The sequence below is a fragment of the Pseudomonas sp. 43NM1 genome (assembly GCF_002836905.1).
Lineage (GTDB): Bacteria > Pseudomonadota > Gammaproteobacteria > Pseudomonadales > Pseudomonadaceae > Aquipseudomonas > Aquipseudomonas prosekii.
Genome location: NZ_MKGS01000134.1, coordinates 13,333 through 30,525, shown reverse-complemented (window position 1 = coordinate 30,525; position 17,193 = coordinate 13,333). Strand labels below are relative to the sequence as shown.

Here is a 17,193-nt window from a genome sequence, read left to right as displayed (position 1 = left end):
GCGCGTAGCTGCCTTGTGGGCTGCGGGCGCAAAAATGGCTGCTAGCCTAACGAATTTGCCTGACAAACGCACTGTTAGAGGGCGAACATTCCGATACGCGACATTGCGATGTCGCGTTTACGTATTTTAATTACCCGCACAAGGACCTGAGGCGAGGGAGCTTGCCCCCGTTCGGCTGCGCAGCAGTCGCAACCGAACAACTGGATCTACCTGAGGTAACGCGATCTTCGGTTTGGGGTTGCTCTGCAACCCAACGGCGGCGTGCCCCCTCGCCACAGGGGCCGGGTGAAACCCCGGAAACGACAAAGGCCACCCGAAGGTGGCCTTTGTTTGGTGAAGCGTCAGCTAAGCACGTGGCTTATTTGATCGCCCAACCGGTCAGCTCGGACAAAGCCTTGCCGATGTCTGCCAGCGAACGCACGGTTTTCACGCCTGCGTCTTCCAGGGCAGCAAACTTCTCGTCTGCAGTACCCTTGCCGCCAGAGATGATTGCGCCAGCATGGCCCATGCGCTTGCCCGCAGGGGCAGTCACACCAGCGATGTAGGAAACAACCGGCTTGGTCACGTGTGCCTTGATATAGGCAGCCGCTTCTTCTTCAGCCGAACCGCCGATCTCACCGATCATTACGATCGCTTCGGTCTTCGGGTCTTCCTGGAACAGCTTCAGGATGTCGATGAAGTTCGAACCCGGGATCGGGTCACCGCCGATGCCGACGCAAGTCGACTGACCGAAACCGGCGTCAGTAGTCTGCTTCACAGCTTCGTAGGTCAGGGTGCCGGAACGGGAAACGATACCGACCTTGCCTGGCAAGTGAATGTGACCTGGCATGATGCCGATCTTGCATTCGCCTGGAGTGATCACGCCTGGGCAGTTAGGGCCGATCAGGACTACGCCCAGCTCGTCGCACTTAACTTTAGCGTCCAGCATGTCCAGGGTAGGAATGCCTTCGGTGATGCAAACGATCAGCTTGATGCCGCCGAATGCCGCTTCCAGGATGGAGTCCTTGCAGAAAGGAGCTGGTACGTAGATCACGCTGGCAGTCGCGCCAGTTTGAGCAACAGCGTCTTTCACGGTGTTGAACACTGGCAGACCCAGGTGCTCGGTGCCGCCCTTGCCCGGAGTAACGCCACCGACCATCTTGGTGCCGTATTCGATGGCTTGCTGGGTGTGGAAACTACCTTGCGAACCGGTAATACCCTGGCAGATAACTTTGGTGTCTTTATTGATCAGGACGCTCATTATTTGCCCTCCGCAGCTTTGACAACTTGTTGAGCAGCGTCGGTCAGGCTGGTAGCAGCGATGATGTTCAAACCGCTTTCTGCCAGTACTTTAGCGCCCAGCTCAGCGTTGTTGCCTTCAAGGCGAACAACAACCGGGATTTTCACGCCAACTTCTTTCACTGCGCCGATGATGCCTTCGGCAATCATGTCGCAACGAACGATGCCGCCGAAGATGTTGACCAATACTGCAGCGACGTTAGTGTCGGACAGGATGATCTTGAACGCTTCGGTAACGCGTTCTTTGGTAGCACCGCCGCCCACGTCGAGGAAGTTGGCAGGTTTGCCGCCATGCAGGTTGACGATGTCCATGGTACCCATGGCCAGGCCAGCACCGTTGACCATGCAACCGATGTTGCCTTCCAGTGCTACGTAGTTCAGTTCGAACTTGGCAGCGTGCGCTTCGCGCGGATCGTCTTGCGACGGATCGTGGAAAGTTTTCAGCTTAGGCTGACGGTACATGGCGTTGGCGTCGATGTTGATCTTGGCGTCGAGGCAATGCAGATCGCCGTCAGCCTTGATCACCAGCGGGTTCACTTCCAGCAGAGCCAGGTCGTGATCCTTGAACAGCTTGGCCAGACCGACGAAGATCTTGGCGAACTGAGCAACTTGCTTGCCTTCCAGACCCAACTGGAATGCCAGCTCGCGACCCTGGAATGGCTGAGCGCCAACCAGTGGATCGATAGTGGCTTTCAGAATTTTTTCTGGAGTGTCGTGAGCGATTTTCTCGATGTCCACGCCACCTTCGGTGGAAGCCATGAACACGATGCGACGGCTCGAACGGTCAACGACAGCGCCCAGGTACAGCTCTTTAGCGATATCAGTGCACGACTCAACCAGGATCTTGGTGACTGGCTGGCCATTGGCGTCAGTCTGGTAAGTCACCAGACGCTTGCCCAACCACTGTTGAGCGAATGCCTTGGCGTCTTCTCTGCTGCGAACCAGCTTGACGCCGCCCGCTTTACCGCGACCACCTGCGTGAACCTGGGCTTTGACAACCCATTCGGTCCCGCCGATTTTGTCGCACGCTTCTGCTGCTGCTTCCGGGGTGTCTACGGCGAAACCCTGGGATACTGGCAGGCCGTACTCAGCGAACAGCTGCTTACCCTGATACTCGTGAAGATTCATGCTTATTACCGTCTTCGTTAGGTACTGCGCATTCGGTGCTGCACTCGTTCAAGTGCCGCACCACCTGTGACTGCTGCTTGCGTAGCGTTGCGGATAACCGGTGTTCCGGATAGCCGGTGAGACTACGCAAGGCTGCGTCCGGCGGACATTCCGCGGTGAGTCTTGCACGCAAGGCTCACGACGGGCCTTCCGCCGTGGTTTCTTATTGTCTTGTCTTAACGCTTCTTGCGGTTGGCGATGTGAATGGCGCCGCCATTCACTGCCAGAGCAGCTTCGTGCAAGGCTTCGGACAGGGTCGGATGGGAGAAAACCATCATGCCCAGGTCTTCGGCACTGGTGCCGAATTCCATACCGATTGCGCCCTGCTGAACCAGTTCTGCAGCGCTCGGGCCAATTACGTGGACGCCCAATACGCGGTCAGTCTTGGCATCAGCGATGACTTTCACGAAACCGCCGGTATCGTTGGCTGCCATGGCACGGCCACTGGCTGCGAACGGGAAGGTGCCGACGTTAACTTCAACGCCTTCAGCCTTCAAGGTCTGCTCGGTCTTGCCGACCCACGCGATTTCCGGGTGAGTATAAATAACAGATGGGATCAGGTCATAGTTGATTTGGGCTTTGTGGCCCTTGATGCGCTCAACCACCATGATGCCTTCTTCGGACGCCTTGTGCGCCAGCATCATGCCGCGAACCACGTCACCGATTGCGAAAACGCCCGGTACGCTGGTCGCGCACTGGTCGTCAACGAAAACGAAACCACGTTCGTCGATGTTCACGCCGCTGTCAGCTGCCAGCAGCTCGGTGGTCACCGGACGGCGACCAACGGCAACGATCAGCTTGTCGAAGGTGATGTTCTGTTCGCCGTTGGCATCGGTGTAGTTCACAACGACTTCGTCGCCGTTGACTTTCGAACCGGTGACGCGAGCGCCCAGCTTGATGTCCAGACCTTGTTTGGTCAGGGTTTTGTAGGCTTCCTTGGAAACCGCTTCGTCAGCAGCCGGCAGGAACTTCTCCAGCGCTTCCAGAACCACGACTTCGGAACCCAGACGCGACCACACCGAACCCAGTTCCAGGCCGATCACGCCAGCGCCGATCACGCCCAGACGCTTAGGTACCGATTGGAATTCCAGCGCGCCGGTCGAATCGACGATCACGTTCTGGTCAACTGGAGCGGGTGGAATGTCGATCGGACGCGAGCCCGAAGCGAGGATCACGTTCTCGGCTTCGATGATTTCGACGGTGCCGTCAGGCTTGGTCAGTTCGACTTTCTTGCCGGCCAGCAGTTTGCCGTGGCCTTGCAGGGAAGTAACGCCGTTGGCTTTGAACAGGGTCGCAACGCCAGAGGTCAGGCCTTTGACGATGGTGGCTTTACGGCCGACCATTGCTGCCACGTCCATGGTCACGCCAGCGTGATTGATACCGTGGATGGCGAAGCCGTCTTTGGCTTCCTTGTACTTCCAGGAGCTGTCCAGCAGCGCCTTGGATGGAATGCAGCCGACGTTCAGGCAAGTACCGCCCAGAGCCAGTTTGCCTTCCTTGTCGGTGTACTTCTCGATGCAGGCAGTCGAAAGACCGAGCTGTGCTGCCTTGATGGCAGCCACGTAGCCACCAGGGCCGGCACCGATCACTACTACGTCAAATTTCTGCGACATTCAAAAAATCCTCTTTTTTGCGGCAAGCTTAAAGCCGCAAGCCTCAAGCCAGACTGCCGTTTCCGGCAGTTGGAGGCTTGAAACCTGCAGCTGCTTCTATCAGATATCCAGCAGCAAACGAGCCGGGTCTTCCAGCAGGTTCTTGATGGTAACCAGGAAGGTCACAGCTTCTTTGCCATCGATCAGACGGTGATCGTAGGACAGAGCCAGGTACATCATCGGACGGATAACCACCTGACCGTTGATCGCCATCGGGCGCTGCAGAATGTTGTGCATGCCCAGGATGGCCGCTTGCGGCGGGTTGACGATCGGCGTCGACATCATCGAACCGAAGGTACCACCGTTGGTGATGGTGAACGTACCACCGGTCATTTCGTCCATCGACAGTTTGCCGTCGCGAGCCTTCTTGCCGAAGGTGGCGATGCCGCCTTCGATTTCAGCCAGGCTCATCATTTCAGCGTTGCGCAGGACCGGTACTACCAGGCCACGGTCGCTGGAAACAGCAACACCAACGTCGGCATAACCGTGGTAAACGATGTCGGCGCCGTCGATCGAAGCGTTGACTGCCGGGAAGCGTTTCAGCGCTTCGGTGGCCGCTTTGACGAAGAACGACATGAAGCCCAGGCGTACGCCGTTGTGGGACTTCTCGAACAGATCCTTGTACTTCGAACGCAGGGCCATGACTTCGGTCATGTCGACTTCGTTGAACGTGGTCAGCATCGCCATGTTCGACTGCGCTTCAACCAGACGCTTGGCAACGGTGGCCCGCACGCGGGTCATCGGTACGCGCTTCTCGATGCGGTCGCCAGCGGCGAACACTGGAGCAGCGGCGGCAGGTGCAGCAGCCTTGGCAGGCGCGGCGGCCGGTGCGGCTTTCTTGGCAGCAACAGCAGCGACGACGTCTTCCTTGGTGACACGACCACCCTTGCCGGTGCCGGAAACGGAAGCGATGTTGATGCCGTTTTCTTCAGCCAGCTTGCGAGCAGCCGGTGCAGCAACAGGATCGTCTTCGCCATCGGCAGCTGGAGCAGCAGCTTGTGCGGCGGCCGGAGCAGCAGCGGCAGCAGCAGGAGCCGGAGCGGCAGCAGCGCCGCCCTCTTCGATCGAGCCCAGGACTTCGTCGGACAGAACGGTGTCGCCTTCGTTCTTGACGATTGCGCCCAGCACGCCGTCGGCAGTAGCCAACACTTCCAGCACAACTTTGTCGGTCTCGATGTCGACGATCAGGTCGTCACGCTTTACCGCGTCGCCTGGTTGCTTGTGCCAAGTGGCAACGGTGCCATCGGCAACCGATTCCGGGAAAGTGGGGGCTTTGATTTCGATAGCCATTATCTGTGGGTCCTTAAATTCGGTTTCAGGTGCGCGAAGGCGTTAAACAGTAAAGGCGTCTTGCAGCAGTTTTTCCTGCTGCTCAGCGTGCATCGATGCGTAACCGCATGCAGGTGCAGCAGAAGCATCACGGCCGGCGTATTCGAGTACGAGCGACTTGTTGTGATTGCCAATGATGCGGCGCATGTGGTGTTGGCTGCAGTACCACGCACCCTGGTTCATCGGCTCTTCCTGACACCAAACAATGTGTTTGAGGTTGGAATACGGAGCCAGGACTTCGTTCAAGTCGTCCTCAGGGAATGGGTACAGCTGCTCGATACGCACGATGGCGATGTCATCACGACCTTCGGCACGACGTTTTTCCAGCAGGTCGTAGTAGACCTTGCCGCTACACAGAACAACGCGCTCGACCTTCAACGGGTCTTGGGCATCGATTTCCGGGATAACGGTCTGGAACGAACCTTCGGCCAGATCTTCCAGGGTCGAAACAGCCAGTTTGTGACGCAGCAGCGACTTCGGAGTCAGCACGATCAACGGCTTGCGCAGCGGACGGATCACCTGACGACGCAGCAAGTGGTAGATCTGCGCCGGGGTCGTCGGCACGGCTACCTGAATGTTGTGCTCGGCGCACAATTGCAGGTAACGCTCCAGACGTGCCGAAGAGTGCTCCGGCCCCTGACCTTCATAACCGTGCGGCAGCAGCATGGTCAGACCGCAGAGACGGCCCCACTTGTGCTCGCCACTGGTGATGAACTGGTCGATAACCACTTGGGCACCGTTGGCGAAGTCGCCGAACTGGGCTTCCCAGATCACCAGCGCCTCAGGCGTGGTGGTCGAGTAACCGTATTCGAACGCCAGTACGGCTTCTTCGGACAGGAACGAATCGTACAGGTCGAAACGTGGCTGGCCTTTGTACAGGTTCTGCAACGGGATGTAGCTGCCCGCGTCTTTCTGGTTGTGCAGCACAGCGTGACGGTGCGAGAACGTACCGCGGCCGATGTCCTGACCCGTCATGCGGATCGGGTGACCTTCGAACGCCAGGGTCGCGTACGCCATGGTTTCGGCGTAACCCCAGTTGATCGGCAGGCCGCCGACTTGCATCTTCTGACGGTCTTCGTAGATTTTCGAAACCTGGCGCTGAACCACGAAGCCTTCCGGAATTTCCAGCAGCTTGGCGGACAGTTCCTGCAAGGTCTTCAAGTCGAAACGCGTGTCGTGACGTGCGGTCCAGGCGTGGCCCAGGTACGGACGCCAGTCCACGAACAACTCTTTGTTCGGCTCTTTGACCAGGCTTTTCACAACGTGCAGACCGTTGTCCAGCGCGTTGCGGTATTCGTCGATCTTGGCCTGTACGCGCGCATCATCAACCACACCGGCCTGGGTCAGGCGTTCGGCGTACAGCTCACGCGTGGTGCGCTGTTTGGCGATCTGCTGGTACATCAGAGGCTGAGTGCCGCTAGGCTCGTCAGCTTCGTTGTGGCCGCGACGACGGTAGCAAACCAGGTCGATAACCACGTCACGCTTGAACTGCATGCGGTAATCGATGGCCAGCTGGGTCACGAACAATACGGCTTCCGGATCATCACCATTCACATGGAGGATCGGCGCCTGGATCATTTTCGCAACGTCGGTCGCGTACTCGGTGGAGCGCGAGTCTTCCGGATTGCTGATGGTGAAGCCGACCTGGTTGTTGATCACCAAGTGAACCGTACCGCCAGTCTTGAAGCCGCGGGTCTGCGACATCTGGAAGGTTTCCATGACCACACCCTGACCTGCGAATGCAGCGTCACCGTGGATGGAAATCGGCAGGACTTTTTCACCGGTAGGGTCGTTACGACGATCCTGACGGGCACGCACCGAACCCTCGACCACTGGAGAAACGATTTCCAGGTGGGACGGGTTGAAGGCCATGGCCAGGTGAACTTCACCGCCGGTGGTCATGACGTTGGACGAGAAGCCCTGGTGATATTTGACGTCACCGGAACCCAGCTCGACCTTCTTCTTGCCTTCGAACTCGTCGAACAGCTCGCGCGGGTTCTTGCCGAAGGTGTTGACCAGCACGTTCAGACGGCCACGGTGGGCCATGCCGATAACGATTTCCTTGGTGCCGTAGGAACCGGAACGCTGGATCAGCTCGTCGAGCAACGGGATCAGACTCTCGCCACCTTCCAGACCGAAACGCTTGGTGCCCGGGTATTTGGTGCCCAGGTATTTTTCCAAACCTTCAGCGGCGGTAACGCGCTCAAGCAGGTGGCTCTTGATATCTGCCGAGAACGCCGGACGACCGCGCACGCTTTCCAGACGCTGCTGGAACCAGTGACGCTGCTCGGAATCGACGATGTGCGTAAATTCAGCGCCGATGGTGCGGCAATATGTCTGCTGCAACGCTTCGTGAATTTCGCGTAGGCTCGCCTCCTCTTTGCCGATGAACAGGTCGCCGGCACGGAAGGTCGTATCAAGATCGGCATTGGTCAAGCCGTAATGATTGATCGACAGGTCTGCAGGTGCAGGACGCTGCCACAGCCCCAGCGGGTCAAGCTGGGCTGCCTGGTGGCCACGCATACGGTAGGCCTGGATCAATCGCAGCACTTCAACTTGCTTCTTCTCGTGCTCGCTGCTCACGCTCCCGGCAGATACCGGTTGGGCGCGGCGCTGGTTCTTTGCCAGCAAGACGAAATGATCGCGAATCGTGGAGTGCGAAACATCGGTGGCAGTGTTGCCGTCGGAAGGCAACTTCTGAAAGTAGGTGCGCCACTCTTCTGGCACAGCGTTAGGGTCGTGCAGGTAGAGCTCATAGAGCTCTTCCACATAGGCAGCGTTACTACCGGATAGGTAGGCGCTGTTCCACATGCGCTGCATCACGCTTTCTTGCATGCTTGGTCACCCTCGGTTAGGGGAACACCACCGGCGTCGACACCGAGCAAACTTGCAGAAGTCCGAATGCAGCGACTAAAACAAGCCACTTAGGATCACGCTGATAGTCCGGGTACCAGCCCGGATGCCCCTGCTTGTCTCATTTCTTCAAAATAAGAGCTGCAGCTTTATGGGCTGCTGCTCAGGTTAAAACTACGGCGCCGGTTGAAGCCTGCGCCGTAGCATCTACGGGTACAGCGGTCCTGCGTTTACAGCTGTATCACACGCCGTTTTGCAGCAGCATGTTACGTACGTGTCCGATGGCCTTAGTCGGGTTCAGGCCTTTTGGACAGACGTTGACGCAGTTCATGATCCCGCGGCAGCGGAATACGCTGAACGGGTCATCCAGCGAAGACAGACGCTCGGCAGTCTTGGTGTCGCGGCTGTCTGCCAGGAAGCGATACGCTTGCAGCAGGGCAGCTGGGCCCAGGAACTTGTCGGGGTTCCACCAGAAGGACGGGCAAGAGGTCGAGCAGCAAGCGCACAGGATGCACTCATACAGACCGTCAAGCTTTTCACGCTCTTCCGGAGTCTGCAGACGCTCGATGGCCGGAGCCGGCGTGTCGTTCTGCAGGAATGGCTTCACCTTCTCGTATTGCTTGTAGAAGATGCTCATATCGACGACCAGGTCACGGATAACCGGCAAACCAGGCAGCGGACGAACAACCAGCTTGTTACCTTTTACGACAGACGACAGCGGCGTCACGCATGCCAGGCCGTTTTTGCCGTTGATGTTCATGCCGTCGGAACCGCAAACACCTTCACGGCAAGAGCGACGATAGGAGAAACCCTCGTCCTGCTCTTTGATCAGGGCCAGCACGTCCAGCACCATCAGGTCTTTACCACCGGTATCAACCTGGAATTCCTGCATGAACGGCGCAGCGTCCTGATCAGGGTTGTAGCGATAAACACTGACTTTCAACATGGCAGCCACCCTTAATAAGTCCGAATCTTGGGTTCAAAAGTCGGAACAGTCTTCGGCGAGAAGTTCACGGCACGCTTGGTAACGCGCTTGTCACCCGGGAAGTACAAGGTGTGGCACAGCCAGTTTTCATCGTCGCGATCTTCGAAGTCTTCACGGGCGTGAGCGCCGCGCGACTCTTTACGGATCTCTGCAGCGATGGCGGTGGCTTCGGCCACTTCCAGCAGGTTTTGCAGTTCCAGGGCTTCGATTCGAGCGGTGTTGAACGCCTGGCTCTTGTCGTTGATCTTGACGTTGGCGATACGCCCACGCAGATCAGCCAGCTGGGCAATACCCTTCTGCATGTATTCGCCGGTACGGAATACACCGAAGTAGTTCTGCATGCAGCTTTGCAGCTCTTTACGCAGAGTTGCAACGTCTTCGCCTTCGGTCCGCGAGTTCAGGCCATCGAGACGTGCCAGAGCAGCGTCGATGTCGGACTGGCGTGGACGGGCGTAGTCGACGCCTTCTTTCAGGGTCTGTTCCAGGAACAGGCCGGCAGCACGACCGAATACCACCAGGTCGAGCAGCGAGTTGCCGCCCAGACGGTTGGCACCGTGAACCGATACGCAAGCCACTTCGCCTACAGCGAACAGGCCCGGGATGATCTGGTCCACGCCTTCAGCGTCCTGGGTGATCGCCTGACCATGAATGTTGGTCGGCACGCCGCCCATCATGTAGTGGCAGGTTGGAACGACCGGAATCGGCGCCACGGCTGGATCGACGTGGGCGAAGGTCTTCGACAGTTCCATGATGCCTGGCAGACGGCTGTGCAGAACTTCTTCACCGAGGTGATCGAGTTTCAGCATCACGTGGTCGCCATCAGGGCCGCAACCGTTGCCGGCGATGATTTCTTTAACCATCGAGCGAGCAACCACGTCACGACCAGCCAGGTCTTTGGCGTTCGGAGCATAACGCTCCATGAAACGCTCGCCGTGCTTGTTGATCAGGTAACCGCCTTCACCGCGGCAACCTTCTGTAACCAGTACCCCGGCGCCGGCGATGCCGGTCGGGTGGAACTGCCACATTTCAATGTCTTGTACCGGCACGCCAGCACGCAGAGCCATGCCGACGCCGTCACCGGTGTTGATCAGGGCATTGGTGGTGGACGAGTAGATACGACCTGCGCCGCCAGTCGCCAATACGGTGGCGTTGGCACGAACGTAGGAGGTTTCGCCAGTCTCGATGCAGATGACGATCATGCCGACAAAGGCACCATCTTCGTTCTTCACCAGGTCGACGCCGTAGTATTCGTTGAGGAATACGGTGCCGGCCTTGAGGTTGGCCTGGTACAGAGTGTGCAGCAGAGCATGACCGGTACGGTCGGCAGCGGCGCACGTACGTGCAGCCTGGCCACCCTTGCCGAAGTCTTTCGACTGACCGCCGAACGGACGCTGGTAGATGCGACCCTGTTCGGTACGGGAGAACGGCAAGCCCATGTGCTCGAGCTCGAATACCGCTTCCGGACCTACGGAACACATGTATTCGATAGCGTCCTGGTCACCGATGTAGTCGGAACCCTTGACGGTATCGTACATGTGCCAGCGCCAGTCATCGTTTGGATCAGCGGAGGCGATGGCGCAGGTGATGCCACCCTGGGCGGATACAGTGTGCGAGCGAGTCGGGAAAACCTTGGTAACCACGGCAGTCTTGTGACCGCCTTGTGCCAGCTGCAGTGCGGCACGCATGCCAGCACCGCCGCCGCCAACAATAATGGCGTCGAACGAAAGCGTATTAACTGTAGTAGACATGAATCAGATACCCCAAAGAATCTGCACACCCCAGACGAAGTAGGCGAACATCGCAACGCCGCATACTGCCTGGAAGAGGAAACGTACTGCAGTCGCGGACTTGCCCAGCGCCATTGGCGTCAGGTAGTCGGTCGCGATGGTCCACATGCCGACCCAGGCGTGAGCGCCCAGGGCTACAAGGGCCAGCAGACTGAAGATACGCATCCCGTTGCTTGCAAACAGCTCATGCCATTGGACATAGCCAATGCCGGGGTGCATTGCCAGGTACCCGATCAGGAAGATGAAATAAGCCGCGAGGACAACCGCCGACACGCGCTGTGCCATCCAGTCATAGAGGCCCGAACGCGACAGGTTCGTAACGCTGGTTACCATATCCAAACTCCCGCCAGAACGATCAACACCGCAGACACGGCGATAATGATTTTCGAGCCCAGCTTGCCGCCTTCCAGCGTCTCACCGATGCCCATGTCCATGATCAAGTGGCGCACACCGGCTACCAGGTGATACAGCAAAGCGGACAGGAGGCCCCATGCTACGAACTTGGCCAGCGGGCTGGTCAAGGTTGCCTTCACGTCGGCAAAACCTTCCTCGGAACCCAAGGATTTGCTCAATGCGTACAGCATGAAGCCAATGCCCAGGAAGAGGATGATGCCGGAAACACGGTGAAGAAACGACGTAACGCCGGTGATGGGGAGTTTGATGGTCCTTAGGTCTAGGTTTACAGGTCGTTGGCTTTTCACGGCTTTTTTCACACTGAAGAGCCCCTAACAATCAGGGCAAAGTTGTTGGGGAGTGCACTGGTCAGGTAACCACCACCCAGGGATGCGACCCCCAATAAAGCAGGCCCAAAAGCCCCTGGCGGTCGGTGGCCGAGTATAGACAGTTAGGCTACTGATGACAACGCGTTCACCTTCCCCTAATAGCGCATTGCACAAGTTGTATAAAAGGCGTAAATGGCAGGCAATTTCGAGGAAAAAGTACGGTTAAAGCCTTCTGGAGCAAGACTTTAGGCAAATTGACATTCGGATTTATCTCACTATAGTGGTGCGGGCCCTGCGTGGGGGGTCTGTCTGATGATTTCAAGCATAAATAGGAGGCCACATGGCTGACAAAAAAGCGCAGTTGATCATCGAGGGCGCAGCCCCCGTCGAGCTGCCCATTTTAACCGGCACCGTTGGTCCCGATGTAATCGATGTTCGGGGCCTGACGGCCACGGGCCGTTTCACCTTTGACCCTGGCTTCATGTCGACAGCTTCCTGCGAGTCGAAGATCACCTATATCGACGGCGACAACGGCATCCTGCTGCACCGCGGCTACCCGATCGAACAGCTGGCTGAAAAGTCGGACTATCTGGAAACCTGCTATCTGCTGCTCAACGGCGAATTGCCGACCGCAGAACAGAAGGCCCAGTTCGTCAGTACCGTGAAGAACCACACCATGGTTCACGAGCAATTGAAGACTTTCTTCAACGGCTTCCGTCGCGACGCCCACCCGATGGCCGTCATGTGCGGTGTAGTTGGCGCCCTCTCGGCCTTCTACCACGACTCCCTGGACATCAATAACCCGCAGCATCGCGAAATCTCCGCGATCCGCCTGGTTGCCAAGATGCCGACCCTGGCAGCGATGGTTTACAAGTACTCCATGGGTCAACCCATGATGTACCCGCGCAACGACCTGACGTACGCGGAAAACTTCCTGCACATGATGTTCAACACGCCGTGCGAGATCAAACCGATCAGCCCGGTACTCGCCAAGGCAATGGACCGGATCTTCATCCTCCACGCCGACCACGAGCAGAACGCATCGACTTCCACCGTACGCCTGGCCGGCTCTTCGGGTGCCAACCCGTTCGCCTGTATTGCCGCCGGTATCGCTGCACTGTGGGGCCCTGCCCACGGCGGCGCCAACGAAGCAGTTCTGACCATGCTCGACGAGATTGGCGATGTGTCGAACATCGACAAGTTCATCGCCAAGGCCAAGGACAAGAACGATCCGTTCAAATTGATGGGCTTCGGTCACCGGGTTTACAAAAACCGCGACCCACGCGCTACCGTCATGAAGCAGACGTGCGACGAAGTGCTGAAGGAACTGGGGATCAACAACGATCCGCAACTCGAACTGGCGATGCGCCTGGAAGAGATTGCGTTGACTGACCCGTACTTCATCGAGCGCTCGCTGTACCCGAACGTCGATTTCTACTCGGGGATTATTCTCAAGGCGATCGGCATTCCCACCAGCATGTTCACCGTGATCTTCGCTTTGGCGCGGACTGTGGGCTGGATTTCCCACTGGAAAGAAATGCTCTCCAGCCCGTACAAGATTGGCCGTCCGCGCCAGTTGTACACTGGGTATGAGTCGCGTGATATCACCAAGCTGGAAGACCGCAAATAAGATTTGTCTTGCGATAACGTCTTAAGTTGTACCGGAAACGGTCTCTATTTATATAGAGGCCGTTTTTTGTTTGTGGGGTCTCAGCAGCGATGGGACCGACTGCGTTTGCGGGCGGTTTCGCTCTCACAGCGAGTCACTTTGGAGCTGATTCATACACCGACAGACAAGACGCCATCGCGAGCAGGCTCACTCCCACAGGGACTTGGCTGTGGATGCCGGATTCAGGCCAGGCATCGATCCTGTAGGAGCTGAGCTTGCTCGCGAAAACGGTGGTTCAGTCAATGCATACACCGACAGACACCACGCCATCGCGAGCAAGCTCGCTCCCACAGGAAACCTACTGTGGATGCCGGATTTGGGCCTGACGCTAACCCTGTAGGAGCTGAGCTTGCTCGCGATGGCGGTAGGTCAGTCAATGCATATGCCGCCAGACACACCGCCATCGCGAGCAGGCTCACTCCTACAAAAACCAAAGCCAAAAAAAATGCCCCGGTCTCTCGACCAGGGCATTTCAATTCGAACAACCTCTACAACGGCATCAGTGCGAAACCGCCCCGCTCGCCCCCAACCCTGTCTGCGACCGAACGAATTGCGGGAAGAACAACGCCCGCTCATTCACCCCAGCCGTCGACTTGTCAGTAATCGAGAAAAACCAGATCCCGACAAACGCAATCGCCATCGAAAACAGCGCTGGATACTCGTACGGGAAAATCGCCTTCTCGTTATGCAGAATCTGCACCCAAATGGTCGGCCCGAGCACCATCAAACCAACAGCACTGATCAGCCCCAACCAGCCGCCAATCATCGCGCCACGGGTCGTCAGCTTCTTCCAGTACATCGAAAGCAACAACACCGGGAAGTTACAGCTCGCCGCAATCGAGAACGCCAAGCCAACCATGAACGCAATGTTCTGGCTCTCGAACAAAATCCCCAAGCCAATCGCCAGTACACCCAGCGCAACCGTGGTGATCTTCGAAACGCGGATCTCATCCTTATCGTTGGCTTTGCCCTTCTTGATCACACTGGCATACAAGTCATGCGACACCGCCGTTGCACCGGCCAGCGTCAAACCTGCCACAACCGCCAGAATGGTCGCGAACGCTACCGCCGAAATGAAGCCGAGGAACACACTGCCACCGACCGCATTGGCCAAGTGCACCGCCGCCATGTTGTTACCGCCCAACAATGCGCCAGCCGCGTCCTTGAACGCAGGATTGGTGCTGACCAACAGGATCGCGCCAAAACCGATGATGAACGTAAGAATGTAGAAGTAGCCAATGAAGCCAGTTGCGTACAGCACGCTCTTGCGCGCTTCTTTTGCGTCACTCACGGTGAAGAAGCGCATCAGAATGTGCGGCAGGCCAGCGGTACCGAACATCAGCGCCAGACCCAGCGAGAACGCCGAAATCGGGTCTTTCACCAGTCCGCCAGGGCTCATGATCGCCTCGCCTTTCGGGTGCACCTTGATCGCTTCGGAGAACAGCATGTTGAAGTCGAAGTTGACGTGTTTCATCACCATCAGCGCCATGAACGAGGCACCGGACAGCAGCAGCACAGCCTTGATGATCTGCACCCAAGTGGTCGCCAACATGCCGCCGAACAGCACGTACATGCACATCAGGATACCGACGAGGATCACCGCGACGTAGTAGTCGAGGCCGAACAGCAGTTGGATCAGCTTGCCGGCACCGACCATTTGCGCGATCAGGTAGAACGCCACCACCACCAGCGAACCGCAGGCAGACAACGTGCGGATCTGGGTTTGCCCGAGGCGGTAGGACGCCACGTCGGCAAACGTGTATTTGCCCAGGTTACGCAGGCGCTCGGCGATCAGGAACAGAATGATCGGCCAACCCACGAGGAAGCCGATCGAGTAGATCAAGCCGTCGTAGCCAGAGGTGAACACCAGCGCGGAAATACCCAGGAAAGACGCCGCCGACATGTAGTCGCCGGCAATCGCCAGGCCGTTCTGGAAACCGGTGATCTTGCCGCCGGCCGCATAGTAGTCGGCCGCCGAGTTGTTGCGCTTGGACGCCCAGTACGTAATGCACAGGGTCAAACCGACGAACGCCACGAACATCAAAATCGCGGACACGTTCAGCGGTTGTTTGTGCACTTCGCCGGTCAGCGCTTCAGCCGCCCAGACGCCCGGTGCGAACGCTGCGATGCTCAATAGAGCGATTAGACGCCGGATCATTGCTGAGCCTCCTTGAGAATCGCATTGTTCAGGTCGTCAAATTCGCCATTGGCGCGTTTTACGTAGACTCCAGTCAGGACAAACGCTGACAGGATCAACCCGACACCAATCGGTATCCCCCAGGTAATAGAAGACTCAGGGCTGATCTTCGCGCCCAGCACATGCGGGCCGTAAGCGATCAGAAGGATGAAGCCGGAGTAAAGCCCAAGCATGATCGCCGATAGAATCCAGGCGAACTTTTCTCGCTTACTAACCAGCTCCTTGAAGCGCGGGCTGTTTTGAATCGAGAGGTAAATGCTGTCGTTCATTGTTTTTATCCTCGCAGCACAGATTATTGTTAGAACGTAGCCACTTTATGCGGCTGCGGGACGGCTTCCAGACGACCTTAGTATTAGAACGACATGACAGAATTGCCATTTTCCAGAACTAAATAATTAGCTTGCTTTGCACCTGTGCGAGCAGGGCTTGCCCGAGATGGCGATTGCGAGAACGCCATCGCGGGCAAGCCTTGCTCCCACAGAAATGCAAAAGGCCCCTTGGCAGTTTTGCCAAAGGGCCTTGAGAAGTACGGGCTAGACGCTTCTAGCTAGATCACTTGATCCAGTCGGCAACACGTTCCGGGTGTTTAGCCACCCAGGCCTTGGCCGCCGCATCAGGCTTGGCGCCGTCCTGGATCGCCAGCATGACTTCGCCGATTTCGTCCTTCGACGCCCACTGGAAGTTTTTCAGGAATTTCGCCACTTCCGGTGCCTTGGTCGCCAAATCCTTGCTGCCAATGTTGTTCACGGTTTCCGCCGCGCCATACACGCCTTTCGGATCGTCGAGGAAACGCAGTTTCCACTTGGCAAACATCCAGTGCGGCACCCAACCGGTGACGGCGATGGATTCGTTTTTCTTCTCGGCACGGGTCAGCTCGGCAATCATGCCGGCGCCGGAACTGGCTTTGAGCGTGTAGTTGCTCAGGCCGTAGTCCTTGATCGCCTGATCGGTCTTGAGCATCACGCCCGACCCGGCGTCGATGCCGACGATGCGATTTTTGAAGGTGTCATCGGTTTTCAGATCGTCGATGGACTTGGCTTTGACGTACTCCGGCACGATCAGGCCGATTTTTGCATCCTTGAAGTTCGGGCCGTAATCGACGACCTGATCCTTGTTCTTGGTCCAGTATTCGCCGTGGGTCACGGGCAGCCACGCCGAGAGCATGGCGTCGAGTTTGCCGGTCGCCACGCCTTGCCACATGATCCCGGTGGCGACGGCTTGCAGCTTCACGTCATAACCGAGTTTCTGCTTGATCACTTCCGCGGCCACGTGGGTGGTCGCGACGCTGTCGGACCAGCCGTCAACATAACCGATGCTCAGGGTCTTGGTCTCGGCATTGGCGAATGTGGAGCCAATCGCAAGCACCAGTGCGGCACTCGCGCCTAAAAGTCGTCGCATCTTCATCGTTACTTCCCCGAAAGTGCTGCGCCCGACGGATGCCGAGCGGCGTCAACGTATTGTTATGGTGCACAGCGCCCCCACTTCGCCTGAACGCAATCGCGCGCGCATCGGCGCGATTGATCAAGGAGAACACTGACGCCTCGATAATCAACC

The 17,193-nt window shown here is 57.6% G+C and carries 13 protein-coding genes; 1 reads left to right on the top strand and 12 read right to left on the bottom strand.

All coding sequences use genetic code 11. From position 1 onward, the window contains the following. Window positions 1-358 precede the first annotated feature (358 nt). The 9 genes from sucD to sdhC form a co-directional block, all read right to left on the bottom strand. Window positions 359-1,240, bottom strand: a complete 882-nt coding sequence (gene sucD, locus BI292_RS12380; RefSeq protein ID WP_101208037.1) for a succinate--CoA ligase subunit alpha — start codon at window positions 1,238-1,240, stop codon at window positions 359-361. Next, window positions 1,240-2,406: an ADP-forming succinate--CoA ligase subunit beta gene (gene sucC, locus BI292_RS12375; RefSeq protein WP_092271323.1), complete on the bottom strand. Its 1,167-nt coding sequence runs from the start codon at window positions 2,404-2,406 to the stop codon at window positions 1,240-1,242. Before sucC ends, sucD begins: the two co-directional genes overlap by 1 nt. A gap of 215 nt (window positions 2,407-2,621) precedes the next feature. Then, complete coding sequence (lpdA, locus tag BI292_RS12370) at window positions 2,622-4,058, bottom strand: dihydrolipoyl dehydrogenase (protein WP_101208036.1); 1,437 nt, start codon at window positions 4,056-4,058, stop codon at window positions 2,622-2,624. A 99-nt stretch (window positions 4,059-4,157) separates the two neighbouring features. Continuing rightward, entirely contained in the window at window positions 4,158-5,387 is a 1,230-nt protein-coding gene (gene odhB, locus BI292_RS12365; protein ID WP_092271327.1) for a 2-oxoglutarate dehydrogenase complex dihydrolipoyllysine-residue succinyltransferase, read from the bottom strand. A gap of 42 nt (window positions 5,388-5,429) precedes the next feature. Further along, the gene (locus BI292_RS12360) at window positions 5,430-8,261 is read right to left on the bottom strand and encodes a 2-oxoglutarate dehydrogenase E1 component (protein WP_101208035.1); all 2,832 of its coding nucleotides are present in this window, start codon (window positions 8,259-8,261) and stop codon (window positions 5,430-5,432) included. Window positions 8,262-8,520: 259 nt separating this feature from the next. Further along, entirely contained in the window at window positions 8,521-9,225 is a 705-nt protein-coding gene (locus BI292_RS12355; RefSeq protein ID WP_092271331.1) for a succinate dehydrogenase iron-sulfur subunit, read from the bottom strand. Window positions 9,226-9,236: 11 nt separating this feature from the next. Beyond that, window positions 9,237-11,012 (bottom strand): succinate dehydrogenase flavoprotein subunit, encoded by a 1,776-nt coding sequence (gene sdhA, locus BI292_RS12350; RefSeq protein ID WP_092271333.1) that lies wholly within the window; start codon window positions 11,010-11,012, stop codon window positions 9,237-9,239. 3 nt (window positions 11,013-11,015) lie between these two features. After that, window positions 11,016-11,384 (bottom strand): succinate dehydrogenase, hydrophobic membrane anchor protein, encoded by a 369-nt coding sequence (gene sdhD / locus BI292_RS12345; RefSeq protein WP_092271335.1) that lies wholly within the window; start codon window positions 11,382-11,384, stop codon window positions 11,016-11,018. Continuing rightward, window positions 11,378-11,764 carry a succinate dehydrogenase, cytochrome b556 subunit gene (sdhC, locus tag BI292_RS12340; RefSeq protein WP_178076575.1) on the bottom strand — a complete coding sequence of 129 codons (387 nt, stop codon included), beginning with the start codon at window positions 11,762-11,764 and terminating at the stop codon, window positions 11,378-11,380. The genes sdhD and sdhC overlap by 7 nt, the downstream gene beginning before the upstream one ends. 349 nt (window positions 11,765-12,113) lie before the next feature. On the opposite strand from sdhC, the gene gltA reads away from it, so the two are divergent. After that, the gene (gene gltA, locus BI292_RS12335; RefSeq protein ID WP_003222994.1) at window positions 12,114-13,403 is read left to right on the top strand and encodes a citrate synthase; all 1,290 of its coding nucleotides are present in this window, start codon (window positions 12,114-12,116) and stop codon (window positions 13,401-13,403) included. A gap of 538 nt (window positions 13,404-13,941) precedes the next feature. On the opposite strand, the gene BI292_RS12330 is transcribed toward gltA, so the two are convergent. The 3 genes from BI292_RS12330 to BI292_RS12320 all read right to left on the bottom strand — a co-directional run bounded on the left by BI292_RS12330 (window position 13,942) and on the right by BI292_RS12320 (window position 17,043). After that, window positions 13,942-15,600, bottom strand: coding sequence for a cation acetate symporter (locus tag BI292_RS12330; protein WP_101208034.1), 1,659 nt, complete (start codon window positions 15,598-15,600; stop codon window positions 13,942-13,944). Beyond that, window positions 15,597-15,908 carry a DUF485 domain-containing protein gene (locus tag BI292_RS12325; RefSeq protein WP_101208033.1) on the bottom strand — a complete coding sequence of 104 codons (312 nt, stop codon included), beginning with the start codon at window positions 15,906-15,908 and terminating at the stop codon, window positions 15,597-15,599. Before BI292_RS12325 ends, BI292_RS12330 begins: the two co-directional genes overlap by 4 nt. Before the next feature lie 283 nt (window positions 15,909-16,191). Next, window positions 16,192-17,043, bottom strand: coding sequence for a glycine betaine ABC transporter substrate-binding protein (locus BI292_RS12320; protein ID WP_092271341.1), 852 nt, complete (start codon window positions 17,041-17,043; stop codon window positions 16,192-16,194). Between the last annotated feature and the right edge of the window lie 150 nt (window positions 17,044-17,193).

Coding starts and splice junctions, on each gene's coding strand:
- sdhD (WP_092271335.1), bottom strand. CDS start 11,384: ATGGTAACCAGCGTTACGAACCTGTCGCGTTCGGGCCTCTATGACTGG.
- sucD (WP_101208037.1), bottom strand. CDS start 1,240: ATGAGCGTCCTGATCAATAAAGACACCAAAGTTATCTGCCAGGGTATT.
- BI292_RS12355 (WP_092271331.1), bottom strand. CDS start 9,225: ATGTTGAAAGTCAGTGTTTATCGCTACAACCCTGATCAGGACGCTGCG.
- BI292_RS12325 (WP_101208033.1), bottom strand. CDS start 15,908: ATGAACGACAGCATTTACCTCTCGATTCAAAACAGCCCGCGCTTCAAG.
- BI292_RS12360 (WP_101208035.1), bottom strand. CDS start 8,261: ATGCAAGAAAGCGTGATGCAGCGCATGTGGAACAGCGCCTACCTATCC.
- BI292_RS12320 (WP_092271341.1), bottom strand. CDS start 17,043: ATGAAGATGCGACGACTTTTAGGCGCGAGTGCCGCACTGGTGCTTGCG.
- lpdA (WP_101208036.1), bottom strand. CDS start 4,058: ATGTCGCAGAAATTTGACGTAGTAGTGATCGGTGCCGGCCCTGGTGGC.
- gltA (WP_003222994.1), top strand. CDS start 12,114: ATGGCTGACAAAAAAGCGCAGTTGATCATCGAGGGCGCAGCCCCCGTC.
- sdhA (WP_092271333.1), bottom strand. CDS start 11,012: ATGTCTACTACAGTTAATACGCTTTCGTTCGACGCCATTATTGTTGGC.
- BI292_RS12330 (WP_101208034.1), bottom strand. CDS start 15,600: ATGATCCGGCGTCTAATCGCTCTATTGAGCATCGCAGCGTTCGCACCG.
- sucC (WP_092271323.1), bottom strand. CDS start 2,406: ATGAATCTTCACGAGTATCAGGGTAAGCAGCTGTTCGCTGAGTACGGC.
- odhB (WP_092271327.1), bottom strand. CDS start 5,387: ATGGCTATCGAAATCAAAGCCCCCACTTTCCCGGAATCGGTTGCCGAT.